We start from the raw sequence: 22,432 nt of genomic DNA, 5'->3' as shown, positions 1-22,432 counted from the left end.
AGCTTTCATCTACTTAAATAATCTAGGCGAGCGCGCCTGAAAAACGCCGCTCAACCCATGCAGCATCCAGATAGTTAAAGCAGTCCTGCAGAAAATCAGTTAATTCATCTTCTTCCAGGACATGCTCAAAGCCAATGGGTTCGACATGATGATGAACATACTCGCCAAAATAAGTCATTGAAAAGTGGTAATAGTCTTGGGTATGTAAAATGAACGTATGCCACATTTCATCCATAATCAGTAAGGGACCAAAAAGATAGGTCTTTTTACCCAGTAGAGTTCGCTGCCAACTAAGCCCCATCCAAGCCAATAAATCTTCAAATAGCTGTTGCGCCTCGCTCAAGGAAAACGCGGGGTGGAAATGACAAAAATGAGTAACTACCTGCTCATTTTTATATTGGAGCAGAGCAGGGAAATTCACATTCATTATCTGCAGCAGGATTTTTTAGCACTGGGTTTTTGTGTAATATAACGAACGATTCGACATATCATTTCTTCTTGAGTCATCATAATCTCTTCAATTTATTAATTGCCTAGTCTAACCTAATGTCTATAAAGGACGCAATTGGATCATTTTGTTTTCGTCAACTAGCATCATATGCTGGGGCGGTATATCTTCCCAACCTTCAGCCAAATCATTAAATTTTTCAGAGGAAACGATAATGAATGAAGGAGGTCCCTCTTCTTTTAACCATTTACCTTCTTCGGCGAAAATATATCCTTCAAGATAATGAAAGGTAAGATTTTTTTTCTTTTCATGGGTGCAGTAACGCGTCGCGATTATTCTTTGTCCATCAGTCATGCAAATATTGTAATAAGAGGGGCCTTTTTTGCCGAACTCTTTGATTACCTCAGCAATTTTTTGCAATGTTTCCTGTAACACATCTCCGACAACAGATAATTGATTTAAATCCCGACCTTTTGCCAGTTGTAAAAATAAAGCAAACAGATGTTCTGAATCAGTCTCTCCTTGTATCCAATCATAGATATCATCGTCTAATAAATGGCGTATGTGTCGTTTTACTAAAACAAAATTGTTAATTTCCCCATTATGCATAAACATCCATTCACCATGAATAAAGGGATGGCAATTAAATTTGGTCACCCCTCCGGAACTGGCGGAGCGTACATGAGCAAAAAAACAGGGGGATTGAGTTTTTGCCGTTAAATTCAGTAAGTTTCTGTCATTCCAGGCCGGAGAAATAGACGTAAATAAAGCAGGCTCAGGACTAATCGCAGGAACATACCACCCTAATCCAAAACCATCTCCATTAACCCGTAAATCAGTCTCACGTGCATGAAGACTTTGCATCACTATGGAATTTTTAGGAGTAACCAAGATATCCTGGAGTACGGCAGGACGCCCTAAATACGCAACAATTCGACACATAATAATAGCCCCTTCTTTTAAATTCCTTGTCCGTTTTCAAGAATGTTTGGCTTTTCTATCTGTTAATAATTTAACTATAGCAAAGTTTATCATCATCTTGCGTGGTCATTGTAGTTGGCTTGTGCCCCTACGATTTAGTCATGCTTTAAAATCCATTATTAGGACAAGACACTGCCCTACGCTACTGAGCCAATTTTTTTCATAAAGTTCCAAATTCAAGCCAACTTGTTGAATTTATTTATATTAATTTATATTATTCATCTGTGTTTTTGAGGAGAATCTAAAATGACAAATAAAAATATTGGTCATACTAAAGAAAGTACCGACAAGAGAAAAAGTAGTGCCGCTATTGTAGGCATAGAAAAGCCTCACGAGAGAAAAAATAAAATACATCTTTCAACCTCAGATTTAGCGCGTGTCTCGATGTTTCGGCAACATAAAGCAGCTGAAGTTCTCGGTGTTAGTATTTCAACATTAAAAAGGAGATTTTATGAATGCAAGTTGGGACGCTGGGATGTAGGTAGCTCTTATGAGGATGCAGAAAATAATGCAGCTATTGAACCTATAAAAAAAGGACAAGTTGCGACAAAATTAGAAAATATAATTAATAAAGCCTCTCTAGAAAATGTTAAAGAAGTAGATAAAATTACCTTGTTCGCACTTAAAGTAGCTTTTCGCCAAGGATTTGAGAATGTAGAAGAAAGCGCCCCTAAACTGCGCTAAACACTATTTACTTAAATGTTGCTGACGAGCCACTGTATACATGGTTTGTAGCCTGGATTAGCATAGCGTAATCAGGGATGTCGCTGCACTGAGCCAAAGACATTCCCGTATTACGCTGCGCTAATACGGGCTACGACTTTACCAAATAACACAGCGGTTCTCGTTAACCATAGGACTATGATCCGGAATATTAAAGGCCTGTTGAAATTGGGGAATATTTGCTAGGCTTCCATTTACCCTGTATTGAGCAGGAGGGTGAGGATCAGTAGTCACTTGATTGCGCAGTTGCTGAGGTCTGATATTCGTTGCCCAGACATGCGCTGTGCCTAAAAAGAATTGCTGATCAGGGGTCATACCATTAATGGTCTTGGCATTTTTATATTCCTTTGAGCGATGAAATGCTCGATAAGCGATGGTAATACCGCCTAAATCGGCCGTAGCCTCACCCACAACCAACTTTCCTTGTACATGCATATCACCATCAACTACATATCCAGAAAATTGATTAACAATGCATTCCGTGGCTTTATTGAATTTGGCTAAATCACTGGGGGTCCACCAATTTTTTAAATTACCGTGGCCATCAAATTTTGCCCCCTGATCATCAAAACCATGAGTCATTTCGTGCCCCATCACAAAACCAATAGATCCATAATTCAACGCTGCAGGGGCATTGGGATCAAAAAATGGTGTTTGCAAGATTCCTGCCGGTATATTCAGATTATTCATGGAGGGATCATAATAAGCATTGATTGTTTGTGGCGTCATTCCCCATTCACTTCTGTCTATAGGTTTACCGATTTTATTCAGATCACGCTTGATCAAAAATTCATTTGCTCTGATGACGTTTAATACATAAGGACCTCTATCCACTTTTAAAGTGGTATAATCCCACCACTTGCTAGGATATCCGACACGCTCTTCCATCAAATCCAATTTTTTAAGTGCGGCTTGGCGAGTTTCTGGTGTCATCCAGTTTAGAGTATTAATGTCTTCGCGAAGAACCGCTCTGATATTCTTAAGCATCTCCAGGACCGCTTCTTTAGAAGCAGGGGAAAAATATTTTTCGACATACAATTTTCCAATGGCAAATCCCAAAGCCGCATTTTCAACATTAACCACCCGTTTCCAGCGAGGTAATATTTTTTCTGCGCCATTTAAGGCACTTACCATCTTAAAGTTCTGGTCAACAAATGGCTTTGATAGATAAGCAGCAAAGCTATCGAGTAAGTGCCAACGCAAATAGGTTTTCCATTGGTCAATAGGAATTGTTTTTAAGAGTTCATTTGCCGCTTTAAAAAATTCTGGCATGGCCAAATTAATATTTTTATTCTTTTCTTGACCTACGGCCTTAAAAAACTGGGGCCAGGAGAAATTAGGAGTTGTTTTTTCCAAGTCGGCGAGGGTCATCATATGATAAATTGCATGCGGATCGCGTTGATCAATTTGCGACATAGAAGCAGTGGCTAATTTGGTTTCTATATCCATTACTGTTTTTGCTTCGCTTGCTGCCTTGTCCGGATTATCGCCTAGCAACTCAAACATTTTAGTAATGTGGTCAACATATGCTTCGCGTATCTGCTTGAATTTAGGATTATCTTTCAAATAGTAATCCCTATCCGGCAGTCCCAGACCACTTTGCACCAAAGCGCCAATCATTAAATTGCTGTCTTTAAAGTCTTGCATACTGCCAAAACCGTACAAAGCATCCACACCAATCTGATGCAGATGGGTAAGCACCTGTTGCAGATCAGATAAAGTCTTAATAGCATCGATTTTAGCAAATTCGGCCTGCAAAGGAGTAATGCCCAGTCGATTAATACTTGCTTCATCCATACCACTATAATAAAAATCACCTACTTTCTGTTCTATACTCCCTGGTTTGGCTTTGCTATTTTCCGAGGCTTTTATAAGCATTTGGTGAATGATATCCAAAACTTTCTCATTGACCAGATTAAACGTACCCCAGGATGAATACTCGGCCGGAATAGGATGATTCTTTTGCCAGTTACCATTGGCGTAAGCATAAAAATCCTGTGCGGGTGATACACTGGTATTTAGCCAATCAAGATGAAGTGGGTCATTGGGTTGCGTTTTTGTAATATCAGGACTTGCATAACTGATTGAAGAACCACAAATCAAACTAAGGGTTAAAAGTCTTATATTAAGTTTCATTCGGCAACTCCGTAGCGTCTAAAATTGATGATTAACCATTTAATTTTGATATGTTTCACAGTATATCTTAATTCATGAGATCTGTTTTTCAGGTATTAGCGATGCGATGATGTATATCCTATTTTTAAATCAACGCAGTAGCGCAGTAAAATCAAACTCATTGGCATGCAATGAGTTTAAGTCATGCAAAATAAACTTTGACAATAATGAGGAAGAGGAACTCTCTTAACCTAATCTTGGCTAGGCCTCAACAGGATAAAAATCAGGTTGTGGGATAGATAAATAATTTTCTGTATCAAAATAGGTATATTCCCAAGCATCCTGTCTTACCATTAACTCACGTAATAACCTGTTATTCAACTCGTGACCTGATTTATAGCCTTCGAATGCTCCAATTAAACTGGAACCCAAGAGGTATAAATCTCCAATAGCATCCAGTACTTTATGAGTAACAAATTCTGATTCAAAACGTAAACCATCTTCATTAAGAACGCGATAATCATCAACAACTATGGCGTTATCCAAACTGCCACCTTTAGCCAAATCACATTCGCGTAATTTTTCATAATCGGAAAGGAATCCAAATGTTCTTGCTCGGCAGACTTCTTTCACATAAGAGGTGCCAGAAAAGTCAAAACTGACTGTTTGCGGCTTGTCATTAAATACAGGATGGTCAAAATCAATAGTGAATGAAATTTTATATCCGTTATGGGGTTTAAATTGGACATATTTTCCGTTGTCCTCAACCCGAATGGGTTTAAGGATTCGAATGTATTTCTTAGCCGCATGCTGTTCTTTAATACCTGCAGATTGAATAAGGAAGACAAAAGGAGCGGCACTACCATCCATAATGGGTAATTCGGGTGCATTGACATCAATATAGGCATTATCGATACCCAAACCTGCCAACGCAGATAAAAGATGTTCTACTGTAGCAATTTTGACTGTTCCATGATGTAACGTAGTACATAGCATGGTATCACCAACATATTCATAAGATGCAGGGATCTCTACTACTGGTGACAGATCGACTCTTCTAAAAACGATACCTGTATTCACAGGGGCCGGGCGCAAGGTTAAAAGCACTTTCTCACCGGAATGCAATCCAACACCCGTAGCTTGGATCACCTTTTTAGGAGTTCTTTGTTTTGTCATTCAGTGCTCACCTTTCTTCTGTATTTATTTTGCGCGCAAAAACCTCTTGATCTTAGCAACAATTTATTGATTAGTCTAATTTTTTTATCTTTTTCCACAATATTTGACTTATTATTATCCTAATCAATAAAGCACTCAGCAAAGATACATTTTTTTTCAAACCGACAGAAACTTATTAAATCTCATCAACAATCAGGTTCGGTGCGGCTTGAGCAACTAGAGTCTCTCAAAATGTTTTGCTTTTTTGTTCCTCTAAGTTGCTCGATCTGCACCAAATAGCTCGTTACTGGACTTCCTCTTGACGACGTAAAAAAGCAGGGATATCAAGATAATCAACATCTGGAACACCATCATTATTTTGTTTTGGTGTAGCACTTGCTGAAGACGTGGTTGCCGTTTGCGCTTGTTTACGAATAACGGCAGGCCTGTCTAATTGATGATAATCCAAAGAGCCATCGCTTCTTGTGGATTCAATCAAACGTGCTCTATGATGTTGTTGTGCCTGCTGAGGCTGCTGCTGTTGATGGCGCTGTCTTGCGTCACCTAATCCGGTTACAATTACAGTCACCCGCATTTCCTCTGTCATTTCCGGATCAATTACTGTTCCTACCACCACAGTCGCATCATCTGAAATAAATTCTTTAACAACGTCACCCACCTCTTCAAATTCACCGATTGACATATCAAGGCCTGCGGTAATATTGACTAATATTCCACGAGCACCTGAGAAATTGACGTCTTCTAATAAGGGGGATGCGATAGCTGCTTCAGCGGCCTGACGTGCTCGTTGCTCACCTACCGCACTACCAGTACCCATCATTGCCATGCCCATCTCAGACATCACAGTACGTACGTCAGCAAAATCGACGTTGATCAAACCTGGACGAGTAATTAAATCAGATATTCCTTTTACTGCTCCAAGTAAAACATTGTTCGCTGCTTTAAACGCATTGAGTAAGCTAATGTTTTTACCCAAAACACTTAAGAGCTTGTTATTCGGAATAGTAATGAGTGAATCCACATGTTCTGCCAGACGACGAATACCCTCTTCAGCGGCCAATGCACGTTGTTTGCCTTCGAAAGAAAAAGGTTTGGTTACTACAGCAACGGTCAAAATACCAAGTTCTTTTGCTATTTCTGCAAAAACCGGAGCCGCTCCTGTGCCTGTACCGCCCCCCATTCCGGCAGTAATAAAGACCATGTCCGCACCACTTAAGATTTCTCTAATGTGATCTCGGTCTTCTTCTGCTGCCTCACGACCAATTTGTGGATTGGCACCAGCACCTAAACCTTTAGTCAGCTCGTCACCTAATTGAATGTGGATTTTGGCATTAGATGCCTTTAATGCTTGTGCGTCAGTATTGGCACAAATAAATTCGACGCCATCTATATTTTCAGCAACCATATGTTCAACAGCGTTTCCACCGCCACCGCCAACACCAACCACCTTAATTACGGCATTATTATCTAGTTGGCTGCTTTCCATTAATTCAAACATACCCCTGTCTCCCCTAGTGTGCTGCTTTTTCTCTGCTTAATACGTTTTTGTTGCATAACGATGCAACCCCAGATCTTATACTCATTGTGATTGAGTATATTTCAAACTGTTGGTAAAAATATAGATAATTCGTTAAAAATTGCCTTGAAACCATTCTTTCATTCGCGACCACATGCTCTTGGAATTATCGCTCATTGCAGGCACATTATAACTTCCTTCATACTGCTGTTGGAATCCATGAAGCAATAAACCAACACCTGTAGCAAAAGAAGGATTTTCAGTAGCCTCCGCCAAACCAGATACATAATGAGCGCAGCCCTTTCTTACCGGCATCTCAAAACAAAGTTCAGCAAGTTCAATGGCACCTCTTATATTTGAAGCGCCCCCCGTTAAAACAATACCTGCGGCCATTCGATCCTCAAACCCGCTGCGACGTAACTCATTACGTACCAGAGAAAATAATTCTTCGTATCGTGCCGCAACCACATCAGACAATGCTTTAGCGGAAATTTTTCTTCCGGGCCTGTCGTTGACGCTGGCAACTTCCAACATTTGATTCGCATTGGCTAACTCGGGTAAAGCATAGGCATGAGTAATCTTAATTGATTCTGCAGCTTTTGTTGGGGTGCGTAAAGCCATGGCGATGTCGTTGGTTACCTGATCGCCAGCTATGGGTATTACCGAAGTGTGTTGAATCGCTCCTTCGGAAAATATGGCTATATCGGTAGTGCCACCACCGATATCAATGAGGCACACCCCCAGATCTTTCTCATCTTCAGTAAGCACCGCATGACTTGATGCCAATTGCTCAAGAATGATGTCATTAACCTCTAAGCCACAGCGACGCACGCATTTCACGATATTTTGCGCAGAACTGACTGACCCAGTCACTATATGCACTCGAGATTCGAGCCGCACCCCAGCCATGCCTATGGGTTCACGAATACTTCCCTGATGATCGATGATAAATTCCTGCGGCAGTATATGCAGAATTTTTTGATCAGCGGGTATGGCCACCGCTTTCGCGGCATCAATGACCCGCTCCACATCAGCTTGAGATACCTCTTTATCACGAATGGCGACAATACCGTGTGAATTTAAACTGCGTATATGACTGCCAGCAATGCCCGCATACACCGTTCTTACTTCACAGCCCGCCATTAGCTCTGCTTCCTGCACCGCTCGTTGGATAGAGTTCACCGTGGCTTCTATATCGACAACAACCCCGCGTTTTAATCCGCGAGAAGGATGACGACCAATTCCAATGATTTCAATGGCTCCATCGGTAGTTACTTCACCAATTAAGGCAATAATTTTTGAAGTGCCAATATCCAATCCAGTGATAATATTTTTTTCTGATTTTTTAGCCATTATCGTCCCGTTTGTTGTTTCCACTGCACTGCCATTCCACGTGGATACCGTAAATCCACGCTAGCCAACTGATCTGCCTTTTCAGCAAATACTGCAGGATATGCTTTACAAAAACGCTGCAATCGCGCTTCTAACTCTTTCTTTCCTAAGTATATTTTTATGTCGCTACCCAGGATTAATATCCACGTCTGATTGTCGCGTAAATGCAATCCAGACGCTTTTAATCCATACGCTGATAATATCTTACTCAATTTTTCATAAACTTGTAAGACTTCTAACTGCTGAGATGGTGGACCTTTTAATTTGGGTATATTCAAATCGGGTGGAATTCCCCCTTGATTAAATAATTTGCCATCTTCAGTCATTAAAGCATCCCCCCACACTGCGACAGGAGTCTTCTCAACAAGCTTTATTTTTAAGGTATCCGGCCATACACGCTCTACATAGGCAGTATCAACCCAATTAATAGCATTTAATTCATTTTGTAATCGGCTAACCGGTAAAGAAAAAAAACTGGCATCCAAATATTTGGCTAATACCGTTTCTAACTCCTTATGAGTCACATGTTGATAACTTGCAGCCACTTTAATCGTAGTGATAGGAAAGCGTTCGGAGTCTGCTAGATACAAATAACCTAAACGACCAGCTAAAAACAAGGCGCTGACGATCAATAACAGCAATACCCCTGTGTAACCAAGGCCACTTGAGTTATTCCCTCTTTTTTTAATATGCTCACTCACAGGTAATTAGTCACTAAATGTTGACGGCATTGATGATGGGTTGTAGCAATATTAATCAGTTCATCAAGCAAATCAGGATAGGCCAAACCGGTTGCCTGCCATAATTTGGGATACATACTGATGGAAGTAAAGCCCGGCAGGGTATTGAGTTCATTAAAATAAATCTCTTCTGTCTTATCATTGACAAAGAAATCTACTCGAGCCATGCCCTTACATTTTAAACGAGTAAAAATATCTGCTGCGGCCTGTTTTAATCGTTCATTCAGCTTATTGCTTAAAGAAGCAGGAATAATTAAATCGGTTTGACCACTTTCTAAATATTTCGCAGTGTAAGAATAAAAACCATCAGGATGGTTTACTCGAATTTCACCCACATTAGAGACTCTTGGCTGGGCAGAAGGGAGCGTATTTTCTAATACGGCTAACTCAATTTCGCGGCCCTGGATAAATTCTTCGATTAAAATTTCTTCGTCGTAACGTAAAGCATCATCAACTGCAGCAACTAATTCGGCCATATTTTTTGCTTTGTGAATCCCGACACTGGAACCTAAAGAACAAGGTTTAACAAATAGTGGCCATCCGAATTCAGCTGCGACTTCACTGCAAAATTGATGTCTTTCACTCGCGCTAGTGTGCCAGGAGAGTAATTTATATTTTGCTGATTTAAGACCATTAATACAGGCTAATCGTCTGGCCATATCCTTATCCATACCAATAGCAGAAGCTAATACATCGCAGCCTACATACGCCACATCAGCCAACTCAAGCAATCCTTGCAAACAGCCATCTTCATATAAAGGCCCATGCACTACGGGGAATACAACATCAGCCTCAACAGATAAACGCCCATTAATAAGCAAACTTTCCAAAGGTTTTGAATGTTCGGTTACTACAGGAAGCTTCTCTTTATAAGCCAGCAAATCATGGTAGTGGTGCAAATGAAATTGACCATTTTTATCCATGGCCACTGGAATGATGTTGTATTTATCAGCATTCAAATGAGCAAGAACCGATGCTGCTGAAATTAATGAAACTTCATGCTCTCCAGATTTTCCACCGTACAGCAAAACGAGGTTGACCGATTTAGACATTAACAGTCTCCAATAATATGTACTTCGTGAATCATCTCAATAGTTGTTTGCTCACGAACTTTAGTTTGCACCAAATGAATCAATGCTTCAATATCAGCAGCTGATGCAGAACCGTGTTGATTGATAATAAAATTAGCAACGTCGCCTTTCTCCATTATGCTCATGCCGACTCTCACATTTTTTTCATCAGGTTCACTGCCATTTGACCGATACTTCCAGCACCTTGCATCAGAATAACATCACCATCTTTAATATATTCATCCAGCCGTGCTTTAAGCGATTGTTCATTCACCAAAGTTACTTTTTTATCATTAGCCCTGATTTTATCCGCCAGGCTTTCGCTCGTGATACCCGGAATGGCGGTTTCACCTGCCGCATAAATGTCAAATAATAATAATTCATCAGCGAGACTCAACACGTCAACAAATTGACTATGCAACGATTGAGTTCGGGTATAACGATGCGGTTGAAACACATGGACTAAACGCTTATTAGGCCAAACTCGTCTGAAGGCATCGATGGTGGATAAAATTTCTTGAGGATGATGTCCGTAATCATCAACCACAATAGCAGAACCGTTCTCAAATTGTTTTTCACCCAACATCTGGAAACGACGCCCTACCCCCTGAAATTTTTTCAGACCACGTATAATGGAATCATCATCAACACCCACTTCCGTAGCAATAGCAATTGAAGCCAAGGCATTTAGTACATTATGACGGCCAGGATACTGAAACTGGATGGTTAATGGTAAATGAGGTGCCGGTCTGATGACTGTAAACTGACTTAACATCTCGTTTTGGGTCCAATCCACCGCACGATAATGCGCTTCTTCTTTGAATCCATAAGTTAAAGTGGGTCTTTGAATGGCCGGGAGAATTCGGCAAATCTCTTCATCTTCAATACACACCACAGCTAAACCATAAAAAGGCAAATGATGGAGAAACTCAACAAAAGTTGTTCTTAACTTATCAAAACTATCTTCATAAGTATCCATGTGGTCAGCATCTATATTAGTAACCACTGCCATCATGGGTTTTAAAAACAAGAAGGAAGCATCGCTTTCGTCAGCCTCAACAACAAAATAGGCTGATTTACCTAATTGAGCATTAGTACCACAGCTATTTAATTTACCACCAATAACAAAGCTGGGATCTAATCCCCCTTCAGCCAGTAGACTGCTCACCAGACTGGTAGTTGTTGTTTTACCATGAGTTCCAGCTATAGCAATCCCATGCCGGAATCTCATTAATTCGGCAAGCATCGCAGCTCTTGGGATTACCGGAATCATTAATTCCCGTGCTGCTGAAATTTCAGGATTATTCATATCAACCGCTGAAGAGCGAACCACCACATCAGCACCTTTGATATTTTCTACCCGGTGTCCGATATAAACCTGAATTCCCAAGGATCTCAAGCGTTGCACAGTAGCGCTTTCGCCAATATCAGAGCCGGTAATGCGGTAGCCCTGATTATGCAATACTTCGGCAATACCACACATACCGACCCCACCAATACCAACAAAATGAATTTGCTCTACATGTCCCATCCGTGGAAATACAAATTGTCCTGAATTATTCACAATTCCCCCTTATGCTGCCAGCGTTCTCAATCCAAGAGACTGCCAACGATTTTCGTGATCGATACGCAATAATAATGCGATGACCACACAATTAATTACCATACTGGCACCACCATAACTGAGTAATGGCAGTGTTAATCCTTTTGTTGGTAACAAACCAGCATTTACTCCCATATTGATCGCAGCTTGCAAAGCCAACCAGAAGGTCAGACCATAAGCAGTAAACGATGCAAACAAGCGTTCTTGGGTATGGGCGGTATATCCGATTGTAAGTCCTCTAATAACTAGTATACTATATAAAGCCATTACAACTAAAATTCCAACGAGCCCCAGCTCCTCAGCTAATACCGCAAATAAAAAATCAGTATGTGCTTCAGGCAAATACAACAACTTCTGTATGCTCTCGCCCAAACCAGAACCAAACCATCCGCCCCGTCCAAAAGCAATCAAAGATTGTGTGAGCTGATAACCACTGTTGTATTGATCGGCCCAGGGATCTAAAAATGCAGTTAAACGAGCAACCCGGTAAGGAGAAGAGACCGCTAATAAGGCAAGCGCACTGATTACCAATAACATCAGACCAATATAATAGCGTAACTTTACTCCTGCTAAAAAAAGCAAAGCCATTACCGTGCCTGAAATGACCACTGTGGCACCAAAATCAGGTTCAAGAAGCAATAATACTGACACAACGCCCAATATCATCATCGGCTTAATAAAACCCACAATACTCTCGCTTACTGCTTTTTGTTGACGCACTAAATAACCAGAAAGATAAAATATCATGGTCAACTTGGCCATTTCAGAGACTTGAATCCCTATTGGTCCAAACGCCAACCACCGTCGACTGCCGTTTACAGTTCGTCCAATTCCTGGAATTAAGACAATAAGCAACATAAACAAACAGACAATCAGCATGGGCATGCTGATTTTTTCCCAGAAACTACTGTCGGTTCGAATAACAACTAAAGCAACCATCAAACCTGCAAATAAATAACAGGCCTGCCTAATCAAAAAATGAAACGGTTGATGAAAATATTTTGTAGAAATCATAACCGAGCTAGAGGCTACCATCATTAAACCAATAATCAACAAACCAAAAACTGCTCCTATTAACCATTTGTCATAGAGTGAAATTGGTTTACTGACGGGTTTACCTCGCTGATTTAGATGTCTCGGTCGCATAGTACTTATAATCCGACAACGGAGGACGCAAACACATCACCTCGATGATTAAAGTCGCGAAACATATCCAAGCTCGCACAGGCAGGAGATAACAAAACGACATCACCAGGTTTAGCCTGAGTTCTCGCCATCGTGACAGCTCCTTCCAGCGAAGAGGCGCGCACTATAGGCACCACATGAGCTAGCGCTGCATCCATTTTATCCGCATCTTCCCCAATCAGTACTATAGAACGAACAAAATCTGCAATAGGTTGCGCAAGCTCCTGAAAATCCGCTCCCTTCCCTTGTCCACCTGCGATAAGAACAATTTTTCCTTGCATAGAGCCTCCTATTCCATTAATGGCCGAGATGGTCGCCCCCACATTGGTCCCTTTTGAATCATTGATCCACTCGACACCGTCTAAAGTTCTTATCCATTGACAACGATGAGGTAATCCCCCAAATGTTTTTAAAACCTTAATTATATGCTGAATGGGTATCCCGGCTGCTTCAGCTAAAGCACATGAGGCCAGGGCATTAAGCCAATTATGTACGCCCTTGATTAATAAAGACTCTACAGGTAAGAGGCAATCATCGCCTTTGGCCAGATAAGTTTTATTCTCTTGGTCAATCAGCCCCCAGTTTCCAGTCGCAGGACGACTCTTACCAAAAGAGATGCACTGCTGGTTGGAATTATCTTGAACGGTTGGAGTAGTGTAAGGATCATCACGATTAAATAATGCGATTTTTGCCTGATGATAAATTTGTTGCTTGGCTTGTGTGTACGCCTCTAAAGTATGATGCCTGTCTAAATGGTCGGGCGTTACGTTGAGAATAGTTGCAACGACCGGTGACAAAGAGAACGTTAAATCGAGCTGGAAGCTGGATAACTCTAAAACCCATAAATCATATTGGTGCTCATCATCCAACAGATCCAATACCGGAGTGCCAATATTTCCCGCAACAGCCACACGGAATCCTGCCGCTTTGGCCATCTCCCCCACCAGGGTAGTTACTGTCGACTTGCCATTAGTTCCGGTAATCGCAACTATAGGAGCATTGACCTCTCGAGCCAGACACTCGATGTCGCCATAGATGGCCACACCTGCTTGTCGCGCCTCTTTCAGGAAAGGAGTATCAAGTGATAATCCAGGGCTGGCAATTATATCAGTTAACTTACTTAATACATCTGCTGGTATTTGTCCCAGATAAACCGGAACATTGGGAAATTCGGCATTAAACTCTGCTAAACCAGGCGCTTCTTTACGTGTATCAAATGCTATAAACGATTTGTTATTTCTATGCAGATAACGCGCTATAGAAAGTCCAGTCTTACCTAAACCCGCAACTAAATATAAAGAATGATCCATGAATGCACCTTGCCTATCGAAGTTTTAAAGTAGCCAATCCGCATAACACAAATACAACTGTAATAATCCAGAATCTGACGATTACCTTAGGTTCTGACCATCCCTTCAATTCAAAATGGTGATGTAAGGGAGCCATACGAAACAGTCTCTTGCCGTGAGTATATTTAAAATAACCTACCTGCAAAATAACGGAAATAGTTTCGATAACAAACAAACCTCCCATTATTAATAACACAAGTTCCTGTCTGACGACTATAGCGACTATGCCAAGAGCCGCCCCCAGAGCTAAAGAGCCGACATCCCCCATAAAAACTTGCGCAGGATAACTGTTATACCAAAGAAAGCCTAAACCCGCGCCCACTATAGAAGAACAAAAAATAGTTAACTCACCGGTATTGGGAACAAAAGGTATGGCCAGGTAATTAGAATATAACGCATTACTGGAAGCATAAGCAAAAATACCTAAGGCACCCGCGACCATGACTATGGGCATAATGGCCAAACCATCTAATCCATCCGTCAGATTCACCGCATTACTGGATCCCACAATAACAAAATAAGCAAGCACAGGAAATAAAAGACCCAGATCCCAGGTTATTGTTTTAAAAAAAGGAAGAATCAGTTGGGTATGTACGGGCAAACTTGCATTCATGTAGAGATAAATCACGGCCAGAAGGGCAATCACTGACTGCCAAAAATATTTCCAGCGGCCTGGTAAACCTTTGCTATTTTTTAATACGAGTTTACGGTAATCATCGACCCATCCAACCAGGCCATTACCTAAAGTGACCAAAAGAACAAGCCATAAACTTGATTGCTGTAAATCACACCAAAGCAAACAACTGACGGTAATCGCTAATAAAATTAGAACTCCCCCCATGGTAGGAGTTCCTGCTTTTGATAAGTGGGTTTGAGGCCCATCATCTCGAACCATCTGACCAATTTGTAACCCACGCAGCCATCGGATCATCAATGGGCCGCACAATAAACCTACCATAAGAGCAGTTAAAGATGCTAAAATGGATCTAAATGTCAGATATTGAAAAACTCTTAACGCATGATACTGTCCTTGAAATAACTGCGTTAGCCAATAGAGCATAATTGTTCCTCTTGTTAATAAAGACTGTGGTCAATTCACAAAATTAAGCGCAACCCCATGATGGGGGCAAAAAGCGACCAAGCATATCATACTCACTCAACATCAATTAAGCAGTTTATGCACAATTTTTTCCATAGCGCTGGAACGTGAGCCTTTTACTAAAACAGTAGTATCAGAAGTCAACTCTTTGAGTACAATTTGGGCTAGCTCCTCTTGGCTGGAACAATGATGCCCTCCGTCCCCAAATGCTTCAGAGGCTAATGCACTGTATGAACCACAACTTAATAACCGATCAATTCCCAATTGACGCGCAGCCAAACCTACTTCTTGGTGATGTTGTGTAGCCCATGCTCCCAACTCACCCATATCGCCGAATACAAAGACTTTTTTTCCTGAGCGTGCCGCCAACACCTCAAGACCGGTTAAGACAGATCGTAAATTCGCGTTATATGTATCATCAATAATTGTTGCCTGATTTTTACCAGTCAAAATGGTCATACGTCCTTTTACGCCACCAAAATGACTTAAACCTCTTTGGATGTCTTTAATCGAAATGCCTACAGCATAACAACAAGCTGCTGCAGCTAACGCATTGCGCACATTATGTAGTCCTGGAACCTGCAATTCAATATCAGCACGACCATTGGGTAACACTAAAGAAAACTGCCCACGACCATGAGAATCTAATCTTGCGTCCTGAGCATAAATATCAGCAATATGAACTGCGGAAAAACGTAGCACTCTTTTATCTGCAAGTAGATCATCCCAAAAATGAGCATAAGCATCATCATCATTAACTACCGCAATTCCTGTAGAAGATAAGCCCTGATGAATTTCCCCTTTAGCACGTGCAACACCATCAATAGAACCAAAGCCCTCAACATGTGCCGGAGCAATGTTATTAATCAAAGTAACATCAGGATGTACTATGGCCACAGTATGAGCAATTTCCCCTAAATGATTAGCTCCTAATTCAAAAACCGCATAACGATGCTGATTATTTAATTCCAACACGCTTAAAGGCACACCAATATGGTTATTTAAATTCCCCTTGGTGGCGTGCGACGGAGAAGGCAGAATAGCCGCGATCATTTCTTTGACCGTGGTCTTGCCGTTAGATCCGGTTAGAGCAATCACTGGGCAAGAAATATCTTGCCGATGGGCCGCTGCAATTTTGGCTAAAGCCAGTAATGGATCTGCAACAATAAATTGGGGAATTTGAACACCCTCAATAAAATGATTAACCACTGCCGCCAAGGCTCCTTTTGCCTCTACCTCTTTGACGAAATTATGGCCATCAAAATGTTCCCCCGGAATCGCTATAAATAAATTCCCAGGTTTGATTTGGCGACTATCAGTACAAATACCGGTAATATCAGTATTTATCTGACACGATTGGGAAAGAAGGGCTGCAATGGTATTTAGGTTCATAGTATTAAGATAAGGCTAAAAGTCTAGTGTACTAACACTAGCGCTCATAGTTCAAGATGAATCGCTATAAGAAAGATTTAATTTATAGAGCAAGTCTTCAGAAAAGTGGTGATCAGTCAAGCGTAGCCTGGCTGCTTGCAGCTTAATCTTATACATATCTCTGAAAATCCATCCCAGCCCTACCTCTACGTTCCGCGGACATGTCGCGGGGCGTGGAGGTAATCACGAGACGGCTCTACGCAACCGAGCTTTGATGTTCTATAAATGAATAAGGTGCCGAGTTACGCCTATCCCAGTTGCAGCACACCCAGGCTACCTAGTGGCTTGCCTGAAATATGGACTACTTAAGCCGTAGCAAATTCCAGCTCTCTTTGCTCAATTTGTAGCAAACGATGATAACGGGCAATACGCTCTTCAGTCAGTGGTTTACGTTGATCATCAAGCAAGTGAGCGTCCAATCCTTCACTTAATTGTCTTCCCGTCTCCAACATTATAGAAAAACGCTCTTCATCAATACTGGGATTCTTTGAGGCTTGCATGAATAAGCATAAACCACGCACGCTAAAAGCACCTATATTTTGCAAATCAAAAACCCCTGTTGACGTCGCTGCAGCCAAACTACATAAAACCGGCCCCTGACCATTAGCAAATTGGTGGCGATGAAATAAGTGCCCTTCTCCAAAACGTAAACCCGCGGCAAGAACGGTTTGTAAGAGTTCATATCCTGCAAACTGTCTGTTTTCTTTTGCTAACAAAAACATCATTAAAGTAGACGAAGCTACTGCTTTTGGCTCTTCTTTCGATTCTGTTACTAACTCGTCTTTCGGCATTAACTGCGGCTCCGACGAGGTGATTATCGGTTTAATGAATAATTTTGATTCAGATTCGGACTCAGGCTCAGGCTCAGTTTCCATATTAAACAAATTATCTACGTTCACCTTGCGCACCGCAATAATATCATCATTATAAGGCTGCGCATCAAAACTCTTTTCTTTTTGACCCAGAGATGGCTGATATCGGTCTGAATTTAAGCTCTGTTTTCTCGCTTTCATTAAGCGCCCAATAGCCACTATAACGCCAATTAACAACAGGACATTAAGAATTAAACTCCAATTTGCCTGCATCATTTACTCCATAGTCAAAGCTTCTTTCACATCAACCGCAACCAAACGCGACACCCCTGGCTCACGCATGGTTACCCCAATCAAATGATCTGCCAATTCCATAGTCACCTTATTATGAGTAATAAAGAGGAATTGTACGAATTGTGACATCTCTTTTACCAAATCGCAAAACCGTCCCACATTTACGTCATCTAAAGGAGCATCCACTTCATCTAACATGCAAAATGGTGAAGGATTTAACTGAAAAATCGCAAACACCAATGCAACAGCAGTCATGGCTTTCTCGCCACCGGACAACAAATGAATAGTACTGTTTCGTTTTCCGGGGGGTTGTGCCATTACTACAATACCAGCTTCTAACAGATTATCACAAGTCAATTCAAGCTGCGCTCTTCCGCCGCCAAAAAGCCGGGGGAAAAGCGCCTTAAACGAAGTATTCACTTCATCAAAGGTATTTTCAAGTCGTGTGCGGGTTTCTTTATCCATCTTTTCAATAGCTGTTTCTAGAGTAGCTAAAGCCTGACTTAAATCTTCATATTGTTCATCAAGATAAAGTTTACGCTGCTGTTCGGTAGCAAACTCCTCAATAGCGGCAAGATTAATTGCCCCCAAACGTTTGATTTTCTCAGAAATGACAATTAACTCATCTTCGCGCATGCTTTGAGTAGTGCCCTCAGGAATATGTTCCAACAAAAGCTGCGCACGTAAATCGGACTCATCAAGGGACTCTTGTACAGAACTTGCCCGGACAGCCAATTCTTGTTCCTGCATTCTCGTTTGAGCAATAAGTTCTTGCACACGCTTCACTTCAAGGTCATAGTTTAAAGTAAATTGCTCAAGATGTTCAAGTTCTTTCCTTAATTGCGTTAATTGTTCACGGCTTAAAGTCAATTGCATTTCCACTTCGTTATGCTTCATCAATTGCTCGGCCAGTTGCTCACGCAATGTTGTTTCCGGTGTAGCAGACTGTAAACAGAGAAGAGCCAAATGTTCTAACCGTTCTTGCAATACATCCAATCGTTCTTGTTCTCTATGAATTCTATCAGTTAACTGTTGTGTTTTAGTGATCTCTCTATCTGACTCCATTTCTGCCTGGTGTAATAAAACACGAGTCTCTTCCATCTCTTTATTTTTGGTCTCCAAGTCCTCGCGCCAAATTTCTTTTTCCTTAACAAATTGAATTTGCTGCTGCTCGTACTCTTTTGAGCGATTCTCTAAGAGCTCCAGTTTTTCGGTGATTTCCAATCGTTCTGCTGTGGTTTCTTCCAACAAAATATGCAATTCCTCAATTTCTGAGGACATCGTTGCGATAAGCCTTTCGGCATGTTGTATAGATTTCTCATTGACATTGAGTGCATTAATATTGCCTCTTAGCGCCTCATTACTGGCAGTAAGATTGAGTTGGAAGAGTTCTATATAACTTAAACTTTGCTGTAATTGGGTGTGGCATTGATCGCGCTGAGTTCTTACCTCTTCAATTTTTTGTTGCAATTCGCTTACAACGCCTGCTAACTCAACAATTTTTTGTTGTCGGCTCAATAAACCAAGCTCATCCTGCTCTCCTGGATTGGCCAGCTTCACCCAACCTTTGCCTATCCAAAAACCATTCGCAGTCACTATAGATTCGTGTTCTGCCAGATGAGGTAACCAACTAATTGCTTGCTCAAGATGTTCCGCAGTATATATATGCTCCAGATTAGGTACTGAAGCAGGAATGCTTCCTTTAATTTTATCAGCAAGTCTGGGATATGATTGCTGTTTACCTAGCAACGCTCGCATCGTCACAATGCTTTGCCCTTGGCTTTCACAAGCAGACCATTGAGGCCATAACTCTTCGAAGTCATCCAGAACATAAGAGTGCAATGCATCATTCAGTACCATTTCACATACCGATTGCCATTCTGCGTCAACCTGGAAAATATCCATAAGTTTCGGTTTATCAACCCACTCTTTAATCGGTTGCTTATTCAACGCATTCCCTTGTCTGGCAGCTTTTTGCGCAGCGGTTAATGCAGCATACTCACTATTCAAGCGATGAAACTCATCCTGCAATTGATGCAGTTGTTGCTCTGTTTCCTGCAATTGAGTACGCAATAGATTCGAATTCTCATTACCTTGCTTTAACTGGGCCTCATCAAATTGTTGCGTTTCCTGTAATTTAACTTGTTTTTGTTCCAAATCCTGTTTCGTTTGCTGCAAATCTGTCAGAGAAATGGCCGTTTGTTCCAAACTTAACTTTTCAAGCCTTAATACGGTTTGCTGATGTCTTTGTTCTAAATGTTGCGCCTTAATCTGAGCAACTTGATATTCACTTTTAACGGTACTGGTGGCACTTTGTACCTCTTGCCAACGCCTTTCCCATTGTAACTGCTGCTTTTGAGTCTCCTGCCACAGCAACTCTTTTTCTTTGAATTGCATCCTGTATTGTTTTAATCCTTCCTCCAAATGTTGGGACTGCTGCTGGCTGTTTTGCAAAGCTTCTTTATCTTGCTTTAATTGCTCCTCAGCAACCTGCCAATCCTCCTGCATTTGTTGTCTGTCATGTTCTAATCGTTTCTTTTCGCGCTCTTGTTGCTGAATTGTTTCTTCGAGACGCGCAATCTCCGTACCTAACTGATAGAAGGACGCCTGGATTTGCTGGGAGTGCTCGTTTGCATCCTGCAGTTTTTCATTTAAAAGCGTTCGCTCTTTAGTCGAGCCCGTCAATAAACTTTGTTGCTGTTCATGGCGTACCGCCAAATCCTGTAATTCACGTTGTTTCACTAATTGTTGCGCCGTAAACTCCTGCCATTTAAGGGCAAGAATTTCCGCACGACATATTTTTTCCTCTTCTTTAAGCAAAGTATAGCGCTCGGCAGATTTTGCCTGGCGTTCCAAGCGCTGTAATTGTTTATCAAGCTCCTCTCTGATGTCTGCAACCCGAGTTAAATTTTCACGTGTATGGTCGATACGCTGCAGCGTTTCACGACGTCGCTCTTTATACTTTGAAACGCCGGCTGCCTCCTCCAGAAAGGCTCTTAATTCTTCAGGCTTGGCTTCAATCAGGCGTGAAATAGTCCCTTGACCAATAATTGAATAACCTCGAGCCCCAGCCCCGGTGCCCAAAAAAATATCGGTAATATCCCTGCGTCTGCATCGACTGCCATTTAAATAATAGGAAGAATCCCCATCCCGCGTGACAATCCGCTTCACCGCAATTTCACCGTAACTGGCAAAAGGCCCCGTCAAGCGGCCTAAACTATTATCAAATACCAGCTCAACTGATGCCTGACCAACAGGTTTACGATTAGATGAACCATTGAAAATGACATCAGTCATGGATTCGCCCCGCAAATTTTTAGCGGAACTTTCCCCCATAACCCAACGCACGGCGTCAATAATGTTTGATTTGCCACAACCATTAGGGCCAACAACAGCCACCAATTGACTGGGAAAATGAACCACGGTGGGATCGACAAACGATTTAAAACCAGCTAATTTCAATTGCTTCAGATGCATATTGATGGCGACATAGGAATAATAATCGCCTATTATAACTGAGGAAGAGAGGGATGACTATTTTAGGGTTTGGTGCTCATAATTTCTGCAATAGTTAAAGTCAACATGAGCAATTGACAAACAGATTTATCCTTATATAATGCAACCACTTTTCTCTTGATGGATGGCTAATGAAACGCCGATTAAGTATATTGCCTTTCGTTTTAATGACCTTCGGTCTTTCCCTTGTTTTTTCAGCTCCAATATATTCCGAGCCCCCCAATCTTGCTTTAGTTAAAAAAGAGCTGATTCGCTATCACGACTCAGGACTGTATCAACAAGAACTGACGAAAAAAATTCAACAGGCCCATCAATACATTATTCAAGAAGCGCGATTCAATGCCCAACAAAAAGAACAGCAAAAACTGGCACTGGTATTAGATATCGATGAAACCAGCTTATCCAATTATGATAAAATGGTGAAACACGATTTTACCGGCACACGTGAAGAGATTCATAAAGAAATCCTGGGTGCTGACTCCCCTGTAATAAAGCCCATGTTAGCGCTTTATCAAGATGCGATAAATCATGGGGTCAAGGTGTTTTTCGTCACCGGAAGAACCGAATCAGAGCGCGCCGCAACTGAAAAAAATTTAGCTAGGGCGGGATACAAAAATTGGACTGGTCTCTATTTGCGCCCTAATAAATATTCGGCCTCATCAATTATTCCTTTTAAATCACAGGCACGAGCAATGATAAGCAAGCAAGGCTATACAATTATTGCATCAATAGGTGATCAGTGCAGCGATATTCGTGGCGGGTACGCCAAAAAAGGATTTAAGTTACCTAACCCTTATTATTATTTACCCTGAGAATCATCAAGCCAGTAACAGAAAACGTCACCTCGACAGTATACTGTCATCCCCGAGCGGTACACCGTCATCCCGAACGGTATTCCGTCATCCCGAACGCAGTGAGGGACCTCCAAATGCCAGGCACAGTGCTCATGCCAGGAGATCCCTCACTGCGTTCGGGATGACGT

General features: G+C 41.5%; 17 protein-coding genes and 1 pseudogene. 2 read left to right on the top strand and 16 right to left on the bottom strand.

Annotated elements, in window-relative coordinates:
* Window positions 1–22: 22 nt before the first annotated feature.
* Complete coding sequence (locus tag LOX96_RS11825) at window positions 23–427, bottom strand: glycine-rich domain-containing protein (protein WP_250422018.1); 405 nt, start codon at window positions 425–427, stop codon at window positions 23–25.
* A gap of 123 nt (window positions 428–550) precedes the next feature.
* A complete protein-coding gene (locus tag LOX96_RS11820) occupies window positions 551–1,390 on the bottom strand; it encodes a class II glutamine amidotransferase (RefSeq protein WP_250422019.1) in 840 nt (279 codons plus the stop codon).
* A gap of 285 nt (window positions 1,391–1,675) precedes the next feature.
* Between LOX96_RS11820 and LOX96_RS11815 the strand changes: the two genes are divergently transcribed.
* The gene (locus tag LOX96_RS11815; protein WP_250422020.1) at window positions 1,676–2,113 is read left to right on the top strand and encodes an RWP-RK domain-containing protein; all 438 of its coding nucleotides are present in this window, start codon (window positions 1,676–1,678) and stop codon (window positions 2,111–2,113) included.
* A gap of 138 nt (window positions 2,114–2,251) precedes the next feature.
* Here LOX96_RS11815 and LOX96_RS11810 read toward each other — a convergent pair whose 3' ends face one another.
* The 14 genes and pseudogenes from LOX96_RS11810 to smc form a co-directional block, all read right to left on the bottom strand.
* Window positions 2,252–4,288 carry a M13 family metallopeptidase gene (locus tag LOX96_RS11810; RefSeq protein WP_250422021.1) on the bottom strand — a complete coding sequence of 679 codons (2,037 nt, stop codon included), beginning with the start codon at window positions 4,286–4,288 and terminating at the stop codon, window positions 2,252–2,254.
* Between the two features lie 240 nt (window positions 4,289–4,528).
* Window positions 4,529–5,443: a UDP-3-O-acyl-N-acetylglucosamine deacetylase gene (lpxC, locus tag LOX96_RS11805; protein WP_250422022.1), complete on the bottom strand. Its 915-nt coding sequence runs from the start codon at window positions 5,441–5,443 to the stop codon at window positions 4,529–4,531.
* Between the two features lie 283 nt (window positions 5,444–5,726).
* Entirely contained in the window at window positions 5,727–6,941 is a 1,215-nt protein-coding gene (gene ftsZ, locus LOX96_RS11800) for a cell division protein FtsZ (protein WP_250422023.1), read from the bottom strand.
* A 132-nt stretch (window positions 6,942–7,073) separates the two neighbouring features.
* The gene (ftsA, locus tag LOX96_RS11795) at window positions 7,074–8,312 is read right to left on the bottom strand and encodes a cell division protein FtsA (protein WP_250422024.1); all 1,239 of its coding nucleotides are present in this window, start codon (window positions 8,310–8,312) and stop codon (window positions 7,074–7,076) included.
* On the bottom strand, window positions 8,312–9,052 hold the full coding sequence (locus LOX96_RS11790; protein WP_250422025.1) for a cell division protein FtsQ/DivIB: 741 nt from the start codon (window positions 9,050–9,052) through the stop codon (window positions 8,312–8,314). The genes ftsA and LOX96_RS11790 overlap by 1 nt, the downstream gene beginning before the upstream one ends.
* Window positions 9,049–10,143: a D-alanine--D-alanine ligase family protein gene (locus LOX96_RS11785; protein ID WP_250422026.1), complete on the bottom strand. Its 1,095-nt coding sequence runs from the start codon at window positions 10,141–10,143 to the stop codon at window positions 9,049–9,051. Before LOX96_RS11785 ends, LOX96_RS11790 begins: the two co-directional genes overlap by 4 nt.
* Window positions 10,143–10,280: pseudogene (locus LOX96_RS11780) on the bottom strand (UDP-N-acetylmuramate dehydrogenase); the annotation flags it as partial. The pseudogene LOX96_RS11780 and the gene LOX96_RS11785, both read right to left, overlap by 1 nt.
* Window positions 10,281–10,315: 35 nt before the next feature.
* Complete coding sequence (gene murC / locus LOX96_RS11775) at window positions 10,316–11,725, bottom strand: UDP-N-acetylmuramate--L-alanine ligase (protein ID WP_250422028.1); 1,410 nt, start codon at window positions 11,723–11,725, stop codon at window positions 10,316–10,318.
* A gap of 9 nt (window positions 11,726–11,734) precedes the next feature.
* A complete protein-coding gene (gene ftsW / locus LOX96_RS11770) occupies window positions 11,735–12,910 on the bottom strand; it encodes a putative lipid II flippase FtsW (protein ID WP_250422029.1) in 1,176 nt (391 codons plus the stop codon).
* Between the two features lie 5 nt (window positions 12,911–12,915).
* Complete coding sequence (gene murD / locus LOX96_RS11765) at window positions 12,916–14,259, bottom strand: UDP-N-acetylmuramoyl-L-alanine--D-glutamate ligase (RefSeq protein ID WP_250422030.1); 1,344 nt, start codon at window positions 14,257–14,259, stop codon at window positions 12,916–12,918.
* Between the two features lie 13 nt (window positions 14,260–14,272).
* A complete protein-coding gene (mraY, locus tag LOX96_RS11760) occupies window positions 14,273–15,358 on the bottom strand; it encodes a phospho-N-acetylmuramoyl-pentapeptide-transferase (protein WP_250422031.1) in 1,086 nt (361 codons plus the stop codon).
* Between the two features lie 102 nt (window positions 15,359–15,460).
* Window positions 15,461–16,789, bottom strand: coding sequence for a UDP-N-acetylmuramoyl-tripeptide--D-alanyl-D-alanine ligase (locus LOX96_RS11755; RefSeq protein WP_250422032.1), 1,329 nt, complete (start codon window positions 16,787–16,789; stop codon window positions 15,461–15,463).
* A gap of 344 nt (window positions 16,790–17,133) precedes the next feature.
* Window positions 17,134–17,913 carry a cell division protein ZipA C-terminal FtsZ-binding domain-containing protein gene (locus LOX96_RS11750; protein WP_250422062.1) on the bottom strand — a complete coding sequence of 260 codons (780 nt, stop codon included), beginning with the start codon at window positions 17,911–17,913 and terminating at the stop codon, window positions 17,134–17,136.
* A 3-nt stretch (window positions 17,914–17,916) separates the two neighbouring features.
* Window positions 17,917–21,411, bottom strand: coding sequence for a chromosome segregation protein SMC (gene smc / locus LOX96_RS11745; protein ID WP_250422033.1), 3,495 nt, complete (start codon window positions 21,409–21,411; stop codon window positions 17,917–17,919).
* A gap of 170 nt (window positions 21,412–21,581) precedes the next feature.
* On the opposite strand from smc, the gene LOX96_RS11740 reads away from it, so the two are divergent.
* Complete coding sequence (locus LOX96_RS11740; RefSeq protein ID WP_250422034.1) at window positions 21,582–22,262, top strand: HAD family acid phosphatase; 681 nt, start codon at window positions 21,582–21,584, stop codon at window positions 22,260–22,262.
* Window positions 22,263–22,432 lie beyond the last annotated feature (170 nt).

The sequence above is a fragment of the Legionella maioricensis genome (assembly GCF_023618015.1).
GTDB classification, from domain to species: domain Bacteria; phylum Pseudomonadota; class Gammaproteobacteria; order Legionellales; family Legionellaceae; genus Legionella; species Legionella maioricensis.
The sequence above is the reverse complement of the archived record's forward strand: the minus strand, read 5'-3'. Positions and strand labels throughout refer to the sequence as shown.

What these genes read in the sequence shown, in the direction of transcription:
- LOX96_RS11825 (WP_250422018.1), bottom strand. Translation starts at nt 427, where the DNA reads ATGAATGTGAATTTCCCTGCTCTGCTCCAATATAAAAATGAGCAGGTA.
- LOX96_RS11820 (WP_250422019.1), bottom strand. Translation starts at nt 1,390, where the DNA reads ATGTGTCGAATTGTTGCGTATTTAGGGCGTCCTGCCGTACTCCAGGAT.
- LOX96_RS11815 (WP_250422020.1), top strand. Translation starts at nt 1,676, where the DNA reads ATGACAAATAAAAATATTGGTCATACTAAAGAAAGTACCGACAAGAGA.
- LOX96_RS11810 (WP_250422021.1), bottom strand. Translation starts at nt 4,288, where the DNA reads ATGAAACTTAATATAAGACTTTTAACCCTTAGTTTGATTTGTGGTTCT.
- lpxC (WP_250422022.1), bottom strand. Translation starts at nt 5,443, where the DNA reads ATGACAAAACAAAGAACTCCTAAAAAGGTGATCCAAGCTACGGGTGTT.
- ftsZ (WP_250422023.1), bottom strand. Translation starts at nt 6,941, where the DNA reads ATGTTTGAATTAATGGAAAGCAGCCAACTAGATAATAATGCCGTAATT.
- ftsA (WP_250422024.1), bottom strand. Translation starts at nt 8,312, where the DNA reads ATGGCTAAAAAATCAGAAAAAAATATTATCACTGGATTGGATATTGGC.
- LOX96_RS11785 (WP_250422026.1), bottom strand. Translation starts at nt 10,143, where the DNA reads ATGTCTAAATCGGTCAACCTCGTTTTGCTGTACGGTGGAAAATCTGGA.
- ftsW (WP_250422029.1), bottom strand. Translation starts at nt 12,910, where the DNA reads ATGCGACCGAGACATCTAAATCAGCGAGGTAAACCCGTCAGTAAACCA.
- murD (WP_250422030.1), bottom strand. Translation starts at nt 14,259, where the DNA reads ATGGATCATTCTTTATATTTAGTTGCGGGTTTAGGTAAGACTGGACTT.
- mraY (WP_250422031.1), bottom strand. Translation starts at nt 15,358, where the DNA reads ATGCTCTATTGGCTAACGCAGTTATTTCAAGGACAGTATCATGCGTTA.
- LOX96_RS11755 (WP_250422032.1), bottom strand. Translation starts at nt 16,789, where the DNA reads ATGAACCTAAATACCATTGCAGCCCTTCTTTCCCAATCGTGTCAGATA.
- LOX96_RS11750 (WP_250422062.1), bottom strand. Translation starts at nt 17,913, where the DNA reads ATGCAGGCAAATTGGAGTTTAATTCTTAATGTCCTGTTGTTAATTGGC.
- smc (WP_250422033.1), bottom strand. Translation starts at nt 21,411, where the DNA reads ATGCATCTGAAGCAATTGAAATTAGCTGGTTTTAAATCGTTTGTCGAT.
- LOX96_RS11740 (WP_250422034.1), top strand. Translation starts at nt 21,582, where the DNA reads ATGAAACGCCGATTAAGTATATTGCCTTTCGTTTTAATGACCTTCGGT.